Raw genomic sequence first — 12,543 nt, forward strand, 5'->3', positions numbered from 1 at the left:
CGTCGAACGTCGGTCTTCGTCCAGCATGTGTCAGTCCCAGAGACACGCTCCCGCCACCCCGGCCACCCGCCTACGGTCCCGTGCATCGGACAGGCCGGCGGCCGCCGGTCCGCCACAGCCGACTACCAAGGGGAGGCGCCATGGCGAGTGTGGAAGTGTCGCTGAAGGAGATGATGACGGGGGTCGAGGGATCGTTGGGGGCCGCGGTCGTCGACTACACCAGCGGCATGGCCCTGGGCACGCTGGGCGGGGGCAAGGACCTCGATCTGACGATCGCCTCGGCCGGCAACACGGACGTCGTGCGGGCCAAGGTGCGCACGATGGAGACGCTGGGGCTCAAGAGCCGGATCGAGGACATCCTGATCACCCTGGGCAACCAGTACCACCTGATCCGCCTGGTGACCGGCCGCAACGGGAACGGGCTGTTCCTCTACCTCGTACTGGACAAGGACCGCTCGAACCTCGCGATGGCCCGCCACCAGCTCAAGCGGGTCGAGGAGAAGCTCGAGGTCTAGGCCGCCCGGAGGTCCGGGGTTTCGTGCGCCCACGATGTGAAGACTTCTTCAAGTCACCACATCAGCATGATCCCAATACGTGCCTGGGCGCGGCCGCGGACGACCAGGATCGGTTCTCGCAAGACGGGTGCGGCGGCACCTCCGGGCGCCGCCGCACCGTGGCACCACACCCGAACGGCAGGGAGAGAGCACTCATGCAAGTCCCCCTCTACCAGGCCAAGGCGGACTTCTTCCGCATGCTCGGGCACCCCGTGCGCATCAGGGTCCTGGAGCTGCTCCAGCACGGGCCCGTCCCGGTGCGGGACCTTCTCGCCGACATCGAGATCGAGCCGTCCAGTCTCTCGCAGCAGCTGGCGGTCCTGCGCCGGGCCGGCATCGTGGTGTCCATCCGGGAGGGCTCGACCGTCAGCTACGCGCTGGCCGGCGGTGATGTCGCCGAACTCCTGCGCGCGGCCCGCCGGATCCTCACCGAGCTGCTGGACGGGCGCAACGAACTCCTCGCCGAGCTGCGCCGCGCGGACGCCCCCGCGCCGCAGGTGCCCACCAGCAGCCGCGGCTGAACCGGCGCTGCCCCCGGCACGGTGGCCTGCATTGCTCCGCCCGAGTGGTGCTCGCCTCCGCCCGGTCGTAGCGTCGGTACAGGGACGACCGCAGAGGAACCGCAGCCGGGGAGCGGACATGCGCGCACACGCACTGACCACAGCAGTAACGCTCTGCCTGGCCGCGTCGCTCGCGGCGGCCGCGGGCGCGCCTTCCTCGGCGAGGCCGGAGTCGTCGCGGACGGTGGCGGAGCAACCCGCGCCGCCGGTGCTCGTCGACTGCTTCTGGCACCCGCAAATACGCCCCTCGGCGTTCATGCTCGCCTGCGGTGACGGCAACAGCCGTCTGACCTCGCTCAAGTGGTCGCAGTGGGGTGCGGACTCGGCGACCGCGCAAGGCGTGAACGTCGTCAACGACTGCAAGCCGTACTGCGCGGCGGGCACCTTCCATTCGTACGCCGTCTCGGTGCGGCTGGATCATCCGCGGTCCTGGAAGAAGCGCCCGCAGGTACGCCACTACACCCGCATGACGCTCGTCTTCACCGGCGCTCGCCCGGACACGTACCCGCCGACGGTGCGGTATCCGCTGTGGGACTGAACGTCAGCCGCGGTCGTCCGCGTCCATGGGCGGCCGGCCCTGCGGAGACTCCCCCGCGGTGAGGTGTTCCAGCACCTCGACCAGTTCCTGGCAGGCCTGTTCCACCGAGCGCCGGGTGTTGAGCTGTTCCGTGATGACGGCGGACAGCAGGAGGGCGGTCAGGGCCATCGCGCCGTTGAAGGCCTGGAGCTTGATCATGACCTCGACGCCGGTGAGGTGCGCGAAGGGGCCGACCCGGTCGGTGGCCGCAATGGTGGCCATGACCGAGGCGAACAGGGCGCACAGCATGCTGCCGGTGAGCTGGAAGCGCAGCGCCGCCCAGATCAGCAGCGGGTAGACGAGGAACAGCAGGCTGACGGAGCTGTGGGCGGCCAGGGGTATCAGCCCGCAGGCCACCAGGGTCAGGCCGACGGCCTCCTTCCAGCGGTGCGGATACGGCGGCCAGGGCGTCGCGTACAGCGCCAGCAGGACCGGCGTGACGATCAGGACGCCCATCGCGTCGCCCGCCCACCAGGCCGACCAGACCAGCCAGAAGCCGCTCATGGCGAGCTTGCCGGTGAGCACGAGCAGGCCCGCGCCGGCGGTGGCGCTGATCAGCATGGCGGCGAGGGCGCCGAGGAAGACCAGGGCGAGACCGTCCCGCAGTCGGGCGAGGTCGGTGCGGAAGCCGACCTTGCGCAGCAGGTAGTACGCGGCGAGCGGGGCGAGGGTGTTGCCCAGCAGGGTGCCGAGCACGGCGAGCTGCGGGGTGGTGATCGACATGACGACGAGCAGGGAGCCGATCGCGATGCCGGGCCAGGCGCCGAGTCCGAACAGCAGCAGACAGGTCAGTGCCACGCCGGTGGGCGGCCAGATGGGTGTGACCACGGCACCCTCGACCACGAGCTGCCGCAACAGCCCCAGCCGCCCGGCCGCGAAGTAGCAGGCGGCGACGGCCAGGGTCCTCAGGGCGAAGAGGCCTGGTCGGCGCAGATCCTGGGTAGCCACCACAGTTGCCATCAGACACCGAGGGGGGCCGGACGGCGAGGCGAGCGGGGCAGCGGTAGGGGCGGGACCGGGTTCGCGCCCTAGCGCCGGGCCGCCGGTCCGTCGTGGCCGACCACCAGGACCGCCGCGTCGTCCTCGTGGCCGACGCGTTCCGCCACCTTCATCACGGCCGCCGCCAGCGAGCTCGCCTCCATGCCCGCCACCGCGGCGATTCCCGCGAGGCGTACCACCTGGTCGAGGCCCTCGTCGATGCTCAGGGACGGGCCCTCGACGACGCCGTCCGTCAGCAGGACGAAGACGCCGCCCGTGGTGAGCCGGTGGCGGGTCACCGCGTACTCCATGCCCTGCTGGATGCCCAGCGGCGGTCCGCCCTCGTCGTCGGCGATGCCGGACCGGCCGTCCTGCGTGGCCCAGATGTGCGGGGTGTGCCCGGCACGTGCGCTCTCCAGGACCCCGGTGGCCGGGTCGAGCCGCATGAACGTGCAGGTGGCGAAGAGGTCGGTGCCCAGCGAGAGCAGCAGGTCGTTGGTGCGGGAGAGCAGCTCGCCGGGTTCGCTGGTGACGGAGGCGAGCGCGCGCAGACAGACCCGGACCTGGCCCATGAAGGCGGCCGCCTCGATGTTGTGGCCCTGGACGTCGCCGATCGACAGGCCGATCCGGCCGTCGGGCATCGTGAAGGCGTCGTACCAGTCGCCGCCCACGTTGAGGCCGTGGTAGGCGGGCGCGTACCGGACGGCCAGGTGGAAGCCGGGGGCGACGGGCAGGTCCCTGGGCAGCATGCCGCGCTGGAGGGCCACGGCGAGCTCGACGCGCGAGCGCTGCAGCTCGGCCAGCTCGCGCGCCTGGGCGGTCAGCGACCCGAGGCGGGCGAGCAGCTCGTCGCCGTCCTCCGTTGGGCGCGTCAGGGACATTGTTCACTCCGGCGGGGCCGTGGGCCGTGGCCCCTTCAGGGCAAAACCCCAGATTATGCGTTTAAAGGGATGATAGCGACATCCGTCGCCGTCCCCGAGTCCGCAGGTCCTGGGCTGCCCCCCGGGGGCCACGCGCCCGCCCGCCGGTTCAGCCGCCGAGGGCCGCCATGACCACGTCCTTGGCCTCCTCCTGCACCTGCCGGAGGTGGTCCGCCCCCCGGAAAGACTCGGCGTAGATCTTGTACACGTCCTCCGTGCCGGAGGGCCGCGCAGCGAACCAGGCATTCTCGGTGCTGACCTTGATGCCGCCGATGGCCGCGCCGTTGCCCGGGGCCTCGGTGAGCACACCCGTGACCGGCTCCCCCGCCAGGGTGTCGGCGGTGACCTGGGCGGGCGAGAGTTTGGCGAGGAGGGCCTTCTCCTCGCGGGTGGCGGGGGCGTCGATGCGCGCGTAGGCCGGGGAGCCGAAGCGGTCGGTCAGGGCGGCGTAGTGCTCGGACGGGGTCTTCCCGGTGACCGCGGTGATCTCGGAGGCGAGCAGCGCCAGGATGATGCCGTCCTTGTCGGTGGTCCACACCGACCCGTCCCGGCGCAGGAAGGACGCGCCGGCCGACTCCTCGCCGCCGAAGCCGATCGACCCGTCGACCAGCCCGTCCACGAACCACTTGAACCCGACGGGCACCTCGACCAGCCGGCGCCCGAGGTCGGCGGCGACCCGGTCGATCATCCCGGAGGAGACGAGGGTCTTGCCGATGCCCGCGTCGGCGGGCCACTCCTTGCGGTGGGTGTAGAGGTAGGCGATGGCGGCCGCGAGGTAGTGGTTGGGGTTCATCAGGCCCGCGTCCGGGGTGACGATGCCGTGCCGGTCGGCGTCGGCGTCGTTGCCGGTGGAGATCTGGAACCGGTCGCGCCGCTCGATGAGCGAGGCCATCGCGTACGGCGAGGAGCAGTCCATGCGGATCTTGCCGTCCCAGTCCAGCGTCATGAACCGCCAGGTGGGGTCGGCGAGCGGGTTGACCACGGTCAGGTCGAGCCGGTGCTGTTCGGCGATACGGCCCCAGTAGGCGACCGAGGCCCCGCCCAGCGGGTCGGCGCCGATCCGGACGCCGGCGGCGCGGATCGCGTCGAGGTCGAGGACGTTCGGCAGGTCGGCGACGTAGGCGCCGAGGAAGTCGTGGCGGCGGGTGGTCTCCGCGGCGAGCGCGCGGGTGTACGGGACGCGCCGTACGTCCTTCAGGCCGGCCGCGATGATGGCGTTGGCGCGGTCCTGGATCCAGGAGGTGGCGTCGGAACCGGCCGGGCCGCCGCTCGGCGGGTTGTACTTGAAACCGCCGTCGGCGGGCGGGTTGTGGGACGGGGTGACGACGACGCCGTCGGCGAGGCCGGAGGTGCGGCCGCGGTTGTGGGTGAGGATGGCGTGCGAGACCGCGGGGGTGGGCGTGTAGCCGTCGGCGCTGTCGATGAGCACGGTGACCCCGTTGGCGGCGAACACCTCCAGGGCGGTGACCTGGGCCGGCTCGGACAGGGCGTGGGTGTCGGCGCCGAGGAAGAGCGGGCCGTCGGTGCCCTGTTCGGCGCGGTACTCGCAGATCGCCTGGCTGGTCGCGGCGATGTGGTCCTCGTTGAACGCGGTCGCCAGGGACGAGCCGCGGTGCCCGGACGTACCGAAGGTCACCCGCTGGCCCGGGTCGGACGGGTCCGGGTGCAGCGCGTAGTACGCGGTGACCAGCCGGGCGACGTCGACGAGATCCTCGGGTCCGGCAGGCTGACCCGCTCGCTCGTGCTGCATGTGCCCGCTCCTCCACATCGGTTGACCAAAAGCGTTTGCAGCGCCCATCCTCCCCCGTCGCCGGGCCGGTTCGCGAGTGTGCGCTCCTCACGCACACTCGCGTGCGGTCGGCTACTTCCGCAGGAGCGCGCAGACGAAGTCCTCCTGGACGGCACGCATCTTCTTCAACAGTTCCGGTTTGAGGGCCTCGTTGATCTGGGTGGTGACGGAGAAGGTGAGCGACCTGCGGCCGTCCGGGGTGGCCGCGATCAGCTGGGTGTAGCCGGGGAAGTTGCCGGTGTGCCCGAGGACGACCCCGCACCGGGTGTCGTACCGGAAGATGGCCAGTCCGGCGGAGTTGCGCCCCGGGCCCTGGGGCTGGGAGGCGCCGTCGATCCAGTTCCGCTGCGCGTGCACCACGTCCTTGCCGTACAGCGCGCCGCCCGCGTAGCCGCGGATGAAGCGGGTCATGTCGGCGGGCGTGGAGATGATGCCTCCGGACGCCCAGGCCCCGGAGACGCCGAAGACCTCGCTGACGTCGGCCGGCGGCGCGGGCGGGCTCACGTCGTAGCCGTGCAGGTAGGGCTCGGGCATCCGGTAGCCCTGGGGCAGGCTGGTGTCGTGCAGCCCCAGCGGCCGGTAGACCAGCGTGCGCAGCAGTTTCTCGTACGGGGTGCCGGTGACCGCCTCCGCCATGAGGGCGACGGCGATGTTGTCCGAGTTGCTGTACTGGTAGCGGCTGCCGGGACTGAAGCGGAGGGGCTGGTCGGCCACATAGTCGAGCAGGCGCCGGGAGTCGAAGTGGTGCCGTGGGTCGGCCGCGAGGGCCGCGCGGAACCCGGCGGACTCGGAGAAGTCGGGCAGCCCGCTGGTGTGGTCGAGGAGTTGGCCGAGCGAGACGCGGTGCCAGGCCTTGGGCAGCCGTGGCAGCCGTTCGCCGAGGGTGTCGTCGAGGCGCAGGGCGTGCCGGTCGACCAGGCTCAGCGCGACGGCCCCGCTGAAGGCCTTGGCCGTGCTGGCGATGCGCATGTGGTCGTCGCTGTGCGGGCGCCGACCGGTGGCGAGGTCCGCGACGCCGGCCCGGACGACATGGGTCTCCCCGTCCCGTCTCAGCAGGGCGATGACTCCGGGCGGCCCGCCCGGGGTGTCCACCAACTGCTGGGCCTGGCGCTGGAGTTCGTCGTCGTGGGTGGCGGCCGTGCTCGTGGCGGCGGGGCCGAGGGCGGCGGCGCAGACCGCGGCGAGGCCGGTTGCCAGCAGGCGGGCGCGGGCCGGGACGGAGCGGTGGGGCATGGGGTCTCCCGGGAGGCTGGGCGAAGGTGCAGGCCCAGCCTTTCCCTCACCCGGAGCGGTAGCCTCCGGTGCTGCTGCATCCGGCGGAACGCGTCACGCGCCGGCCGGCACCACCTTGGTCACCTTGCCCTGGGGGGTGGCGTCCAGATATCCGGTCTCGCCGTAGTTGTCGGTGAGGTAGATCCGCAGGGCGACGGGCGTGTCGAAGGTGCTGTTGGGCGGCTGCAGCCACAGGTAAGGGTCCGCCGGCTTCTCGACCTTCAGCTTCTTCTCGGCGAGGGCGAGCAGCGCGGGCACCTTGTCCCAGTCGAAGTCCTTCAGGCTCACCGGCTCGTTGCCGCCGCTCAGGGTGCCACCCAGCGGGCTCTTCTCCACCCCCTGCCATGTGCGGTAGGTGTAGCTGTCGTAGCGGGTCTCGCTGCCGGGGACCATCGCGTCCACGGACACGTACCCGGGGTACACCTTCAGATCGCCGAAGGTGGTCCGGCCCGTCTTGTCCTCGATGGCCTTCAGCGCGGACCGGATGCCCTGGGGAGTGAGCATGCCGGTGGCGAGCTTCGACGTGGCGCTGGGCACCGGTGACCCCGAGGGCTCGGTGGTCGACGTATCGGTCGATGCGGAGCCGGTCTGCGGCGTTGTGTGGCTGCTGGGGCCCGAAGCGCCGGAATCCTTGTTCCCGTCGTCGCCGGACACCGCCAGCCAAGTAGCCCCGCCCGCAAGCACGGCGCCCACGACCACGGACGCGATCACCGCCCCGCGCCGCCGCCCCGGCCGCGGCACCACCGTGTCGGGAGCCGGTGGCGTCGGCGGCAGCGGTCGCGGCGGCGCCAAGGGGTAGGAGGTCGTACCGGAGTCCTCCACCGCCTCGGCCGCCGCGGCCAGCAGCGCGTCGACGGTCTGGGCGTCCGGCCGCGCCGCTGGGTCGCGTACCAGCACGCGTTCGAGTACGGGCGTGAGGGGCCCGGCCTGCTTCGGCGGTGGCACGTCATCGTGGAGTACGGCGGCCAGCGTGGCCAGCGTCGTGCCGCGCCGCAGCGGATGGTGGCCCTCGACGGCGACGTACAGCATCATCGCCAGCGACCACAGGTCGGCGGCGGGGCCGCCCTCGCCGCCCGTGACGCGTTCCGGGGCCATGTAGTCGGGGGTGCCGATGATGGAGCCGGTGGCGGTCAGGGCCGTGGACTCGCGGATGGCGGCGATGCCGAAGTCGGTGAGGACGGGGCGGCCGTCGGGGCGCAGCAGGACGTTGGCGGGTTTCACGTCGCGGTGCTGGACGCCCATGGCGTGGGCCGCGCGCAGGGCGTCGAGGACGCCGCGGCCGACGCGGGCGGCTTCTGCGGGGCGCATGGGGCCGCGGGCCAGGCGGTCGGCGAGGGAGCCGCCCTCGACCAGTTCCATGACGATCCACGGGTAGGTGCCGGCGCCGCCGTCGACGATGTGATGGATCGTCACGACGTTGGGGTGCTGGACCCTGGCGAGGGCGCGGGCCTCGCGCAGCACCCGCTCGCGCAGCATCCGCGCGCTCTCGGGGTCGTACTCGGCGAGGTCCGGGTCGGCGGGCCGGACCTCCTTGACCGCCACGCTGCGGTGCAGCAGCAGGTCGCGGGCGCGCCACACCGTGCCCATACCGCCGCCGCCCAGCCTGGACTCCAGCTCGAACCGGTCGTCGACGACCCGTCTGCCGGTCTCCCCGTCGTTCATGGCGAGGAGCTTAGGGGACAAGTGTTCACGGTCCGGTCGGTGGCCCTTGCAGCCAGGGCCTGTTGGGCTGGTTCGGCGGCAGGGTGAAGCGGGTGGTCAGGCCGGCCGGCTCTGGGGCGGCGGGGGCATGCCTGCGGTGCCTCTGCCGGGCGGGGACGGTGTCGGCTGGGGGCTCGGCGCTCCGTCGCCGACCCGTGGGCGCCTCCGCCATGACCACCGCCAGCACACACCAGAACAGGACGTCGATCCGGTCGAGGTTGGCCGGGTGGTCGAGCATGCTCATCAGGAAGAAGCCGGTCAGGGACGCGAGGCCGACCGTGCCGACGACCGACTTGGCGCGGGCGGCGCGGGCCGCGGACGTCCAGGCGATCACGGTCACCGCGCCGATGGCGAGCAGACCGAGCGGGCCCGTCTCCACCAGCCAGTTGAGCCAGAGGTTGTGGGCGTGGACGAAGACCCGGTCGCCCGGTGCGGTGGCGGTGATGACGGCGCCCGACCGGCCGAGGCCGACGCCGAGGGGGTTGTGCGGGGCGAGGTCCAGGGCGGCGCGCCAGGCCTGACCGCGTACGCCGAGGGAGTTCCCGGCGCGGGAGGCGAACCAGATCGCGGCGGACGCGGCGAGCAGGCCGCCCAGGCTGATCCCGGCCACCAGACGGCGCCCGGTGCGGTCGGCGAGCCGAGGCGCGAACCAATAGGCGCCGCCGAGCACGAGCAGGCCGGCGGCAGCGGCGACGTACCCGGCCCGCGAGAAGGTGGTCAGCAGGGCCCCGTACCCGACGACGCCCAGGACGACGATCGCCGTACGGGCCGTGCGCTCGTCGACCGCGACGGCGGCGAGCAGCGTGAACGGCAGGAGCAGTACCAGGAAGGCGGCCAGCAGGTTGGGGTTGGCGAAGGTGCCGGTGGCCCGGATGAGCACGTCGCCGCCCGCGTCGCAGGCGATGTCGGTGAGGAGGCCGGTGCGGCAGAGGCCGGTCGGGGTGTCGTTGGTGAACTGGGAGAAGGCGCCGGTGCCGGCCGCGGCCACCCCGGCGAGGGCGAGGAGGCCGACGGCGCGCCAGGACTCGGGCTGGGTGCGGCGCAGGCCGACGACGAGGTAGTAGCAGGCGATCACGGTGAGCAGGCCGCGCAGCGGGGCGGTGGGGTGGCCGCCGCCGTAGGTGGCCAGCACCGACGCGACGAGCAGCAGGCCGACGGGGATGTCGAGGCGGGTGCGGAAGTCCCGCAGCCGGGCCCGGGGCCGGCCCGGCGCCGGTACGGCCATGGCGGTCAGGCCGATCAGCAGCACGAGCCGCGTCGGCGTGAGGATCCCGGTGATCGGGTCGTCGGGGAAGAAGTCGGTGGCCGCGTCCAGGAGCAGCACGGCGACCGCGCCCAGGGGCACGAACTGCAGGAACCTGGCTGCCGCCGACGGCTGCCCCGCCGATGCCGGTACCGGTCCGCCGGTGGGTGTGCGTCCGTCAGGTGTCGATGCCATGGCACCCGAGCCTGGGCCCCGAGCGCGAAGAGCGGGCGTCGGGCGGACGAACACGACGGATCGGGTACGGGGACGGGGCTTTGCGGATGCTTCACGGCGCGCGGACTCGCCGTCGCCCGACAGCGTCGAGCCTTGCGGTCACCTCATCACGCGCGGGCGTGCAGTCGCCGCACCGGCGTCCAGCCGGGCGCCCACCTCACGACACGCCGACTTGCCGCCACCCGACGACGCCGGACCGTGCGCTCACCTCATCACGCGCGGGCGTGCAGTCGCCGCACCGGCGTCCAGCCGGGCGCCCACCTCACGACACGCGGCCTCACGCTTTCCTCACCACGCCCGACCGCGCGCCCCGCGTCACCGGACCGCCCGGCTTCACACCCGCCTCCCCGGACCGCCCCGCCCCGCCTTGCCCCGCCTCACGAGGCCCGGCCCGTCGCTCGCCCCGCAACGCCGGGCCCCTGCCGGCGCGGTGACGCGGGCGATGGTCGGCAGACGACCGGCGTGGCTGGCCTACTCGACCCCGACCAGCGCCCGCACCTCGAACTCGGCGTACTCCTCCGGTGGTTCGGGCCGGCTCAGGACCGTGCCGAGCCAGCCGAGGAGGAAGCCGGCCGGGATCGAGACGATGCCGGGGTTCTGCAGGGGGAACCAGGCGAAGTCGGAGTCGGGGTAGAGGGAGGCGGGGGTGGAGGAGACGACGGGTGAGAAGACGACGAGGAGTACCGAGCACAGGAGCCCGCCGCAGAGGCTGAGCAGCGCGCCGGTCGCGGTGAAGCGCCGCCAGAACAGGGTGTAGACGAGGGTCGGCAGAATGGCGGACGCGGCGATCGCGAAGGCGAGGAAGGCGAGCGTCGCGGTGTTGGCGCCCCAGGACACGAGGGCGAGGAGGATGCCGAGGACGCCCATGACGGCGGCGGCGAGCCGGGCGACGAGGAGTTCCTCGGTCTCCTTGGCCCTGCCCTTGCGGATGACCTCGCCGTAGAGGTCGTGGGCGAGGGAGGAGGCCGCGGCGAGGGTGAGTCCGGCGGCCACCGCGAGCAGCGTGACGAAGGCCAGGCAGGACAGCAGGGCGGTGAGGACGCCGCCGCCGAGGGCGTGCGCGAGGAGCAGTACGGCGGCGTCGCCCTTGTGGTCCATGCGGGAGATGGTGTCCCGGCCCACGACGGCCGTGGCGCCGAGGCCGAGGATCCCGGCGGCCAGGCACACGAGGCCGACCAGGCCCATCGCCCACACGACCGAGGTCCGCAGGACGTGCCGGGAGCGCGGGGCGAGCAGCCGCATCATGACGTGCGGGAGCGCGGCGAGGCCGAGCACGATCGCCAGTTCCAGGCTGAAGAAGTCCAGTTTGCTGGTGGTGCTGCCGCCGTAGCGCAGCCCGGGTTCCAGGAAGCGGGTGCCGATGCCGCTGTTGTCCGCGGCCGCGGTCAGCAGGGCGTTGAAGTTCCAGTGGTAGTGGTGCAGCACCATCACCGCGGTCACGCCCACCCCGGCGATGAGCATGACGGCCTTGACGATCTGGATGAACGTGGCTCCGGGCATGCCGCCGAGCGCGGCGTACACGATGACGATGGAGCCGATGACGACCACGCACAGGGTGCGGGTGGCGGCACTGGGTTCGCCGGTGAACTGGGTCAACAGGGCGACGCTGCCGACGAGTTGGGCGACGAGGTAGAGGGTCGTGACGGCGAGGGTGCACAGGGCCAGGGCGAGCCGGACCGGGCGCTGACGGCGCGGCATACGCAGGGCGATGGTGTCGCCGAGGGTGAACTTGCCCGCGTTGCGCAGGGGTTCGGCGATCAGCAGCAGGACCGTCATCCAGGCCACCGCGGTGCCGCCGAGGTAGAGGAGGCCGTCGTATCCGGTGAGGGCGACCAGGCCGGTGCTGCCGAGCAGGGTGGCGGCGGACAGGTAGTCGCCGCACATCGCGAGCCCGTTTCGCAGGGGTGTCATGGTGCGGTTGCCGAGGTAGAACTCGCTGATCTCGTCGCGCTGCGGGGCGATCAGCAGCGCGGTGAAGAGGGTCACCACGACCACGGCGGTGAAGAGCAGGAACGTCAGCTGGAGGCTGAACCGGTCGGTGACGACGGCTGCGGTCATCGCCATGTGTGCTGCCCCCCGCTCCGGAACGGGGCGGCCTGCCAGGTGCCCTGCTCCCCCGGGTCGGGCTGCTGTTTGTGCGCCTGGGTGCGGAAGCCCCGGGCGATGGGGTCGATCCTGGTGCGCATGTGTACGAGGTGGCGTCGCGCGACCAGGGCCATCACCACGAACTGGCCGAGCCCGAGCGCGAGTCCGAGGGTGAGGTGGCCGACGAGCGACGTGTTCATGAGAGCGGGCGTGAAACTCGACAGCAGGACGTACACCAGGAACCCGCCGACGGCGAGGGCGGTCATCCGTATCCCTGTTCTGCGCTGGGCCCGGCGCAGCAGCCGAAATTCGGGGTTTTCGGATATCTCGCGCTGTCTTGCCTGCTCGACATTCACGCGGGCGCACCTTCTTTGCATCCTGATGCCGCGAAGGTGAATCGTCCGATCAGTCCAAAGAACGGATCGAACACGCGCGGGGAGCGTGCCGGAGTCGATCACCATGCGGACATTGTGGGGGGTTCGTGAATCTGGAATCGCTGCTTTCCGGATTCCTGCGGGCCGGCCGGAGGGTGAGGCGGCACCGGATGCCGGAGTATTGCAGCGCGCCGGTTGAAGTATCAACCGGACGGACGGGCGAATTTACCGGGCTGGCTCATTCACACACGCGACG

11 protein-coding genes are annotated in these 12,543 nt (G+C 72.1%); 3 read left to right on the top strand and 8 right to left on the bottom strand.

Going from position 1 to position 12,543, the window contains the following annotated elements:
* Positions 1-140 precede the first annotated feature (140 nt).
* The 3 genes from MQP27_RS23030 to MQP27_RS23040 all read left to right on the top strand — a co-directional run bounded on the left by MQP27_RS23030 (position 141) and on the right by MQP27_RS23040 (position 1,652).
* The gene (locus MQP27_RS23030) at positions 141-515 is read left to right on the top strand and encodes a roadblock/LC7 domain-containing protein (RefSeq protein ID WP_242767232.1); all 375 of its coding nucleotides are present in this window, start codon (positions 141-143) and stop codon (positions 513-515) included.
* Between the two features lie 194 nt (positions 516-709).
* Complete coding sequence (locus MQP27_RS23035; protein WP_242767233.1) at positions 710-1,075, top strand: ArsR/SmtB family transcription factor; 366 nt, start codon at positions 710-712, stop codon at positions 1,073-1,075.
* Between the two features lie 118 nt (positions 1,076-1,193).
* On the top strand, positions 1,194-1,652 hold the full coding sequence (locus MQP27_RS23040; RefSeq protein WP_242767234.1) for a hypothetical protein: 459 nt from the start codon (positions 1,194-1,196) through the stop codon (positions 1,650-1,652).
* Positions 1,653-1,655: 3 nt separating this feature from the next.
* Here MQP27_RS23040 and MQP27_RS23045 read toward each other — a convergent pair whose 3' ends face one another.
* From MQP27_RS23045 to MQP27_RS23080, 8 genes are all read right to left on the bottom strand, one after another.
* A complete protein-coding gene (locus tag MQP27_RS23045; protein WP_242767235.1) occupies positions 1,656-2,642 on the bottom strand; it encodes an MASE1 domain-containing protein in 987 nt (328 codons plus the stop codon).
* Positions 2,643-2,719: 77 nt separating this feature from the next.
* A complete protein-coding gene (locus MQP27_RS23050; RefSeq protein ID WP_242767236.1) occupies positions 2,720-3,550 on the bottom strand; it encodes a PP2C family protein-serine/threonine phosphatase in 831 nt (276 codons plus the stop codon).
* A 148-nt stretch (positions 3,551-3,698) separates the two neighbouring features.
* Positions 3,699-5,339, bottom strand: coding sequence for a phosphoglucomutase (alpha-D-glucose-1,6-bisphosphate-dependent) (gene pgm / locus MQP27_RS23055; RefSeq protein WP_242767237.1), 1,641 nt, complete (start codon positions 5,337-5,339; stop codon positions 3,699-3,701).
* 111 nt (positions 5,340-5,450) lie between these two features.
* A complete protein-coding gene (locus MQP27_RS23060; protein WP_242767238.1) occupies positions 5,451-6,611 on the bottom strand; it encodes a serine hydrolase domain-containing protein in 1,161 nt (386 codons plus the stop codon).
* 93 nt (positions 6,612-6,704) lie between these two features.
* The gene (locus MQP27_RS23065; protein WP_242767239.1) at positions 6,705-8,312 is read right to left on the bottom strand and encodes a serine/threonine-protein kinase; all 1,608 of its coding nucleotides are present in this window, start codon (positions 8,310-8,312) and stop codon (positions 6,705-6,707) included.
* 25 nt (positions 8,313-8,337) lie between these two features.
* Complete coding sequence (locus MQP27_RS23070; protein WP_242767240.1) at positions 8,338-9,789, bottom strand: O-antigen ligase family protein; 1,452 nt, start codon at positions 9,787-9,789, stop codon at positions 8,338-8,340.
* A gap of 510 nt (positions 9,790-10,299) precedes the next feature.
* Complete coding sequence (locus MQP27_RS23075; protein WP_242767241.1) at positions 10,300-11,892, bottom strand: solute symporter family protein; 1,593 nt, start codon at positions 11,890-11,892, stop codon at positions 10,300-10,302.
* A complete protein-coding gene (locus MQP27_RS23080; protein ID WP_278196480.1) occupies positions 11,883-12,290 on the bottom strand; it encodes a DUF485 domain-containing protein in 408 nt (135 codons plus the stop codon). Before MQP27_RS23080 ends, MQP27_RS23075 begins: the two co-directional genes overlap by 10 nt.
* Positions 12,291-12,543: the final 253 nt, after the last annotated feature.

It is taken from the genome of Streptomyces cylindrosporus (assembly GCF_022698165.1).
Classification (GTDB): domain Bacteria; phylum Actinomycetota; class Actinomycetes; order Streptomycetales; family Streptomycetaceae; genus Streptomyces; species Streptomyces cylindrosporus.

Bases quoted from the DNA above. Each gene is read 5' to 3' on its own strand.
- MQP27_RS23050 (WP_242767236.1), bottom strand. From the start codon at position 3,550: ATGTCCCTGACGCGCCCAACGGAGGACGGCGACGAGCTGCTCGCCCGC.
- MQP27_RS23080 (WP_278196480.1), bottom strand. From the start codon at position 12,290: ATGCAAAGAAGGTGCGCCCGCGTGAATGTCGAGCAGGCAAGACAGCGC.
- MQP27_RS23035 (WP_242767233.1), top strand. From the start codon at position 710: ATGCAAGTCCCCCTCTACCAGGCCAAGGCGGACTTCTTCCGCATGCTC.
- MQP27_RS23070 (WP_242767240.1), bottom strand. From the start codon at position 9,789: ATGGCATCGACACCTGACGGACGCACACCCACCGGCGGACCGGTACCG.
- MQP27_RS23075 (WP_242767241.1), bottom strand. From the start codon at position 11,892: ATGGCGATGACCGCAGCCGTCGTCACCGACCGGTTCAGCCTCCAGCTG.
- MQP27_RS23065 (WP_242767239.1), bottom strand. From the start codon at position 8,312: ATGAACGACGGGGAGACCGGCAGACGGGTCGTCGACGACCGGTTCGAG.
- MQP27_RS23040 (WP_242767234.1), top strand. From the start codon at position 1,194: ATGCGCGCACACGCACTGACCACAGCAGTAACGCTCTGCCTGGCCGCG.
- pgm (WP_242767237.1), bottom strand. From the start codon at position 5,339: ATGCAGCACGAGCGAGCGGGTCAGCCTGCCGGACCCGAGGATCTCGTC.
- MQP27_RS23030 (WP_242767232.1), top strand. From the start codon at position 141: ATGGCGAGTGTGGAAGTGTCGCTGAAGGAGATGATGACGGGGGTCGAG.
- MQP27_RS23060 (WP_242767238.1), bottom strand. From the start codon at position 6,611: ATGCCCCACCGCTCCGTCCCGGCCCGCGCCCGCCTGCTGGCAACCGGC.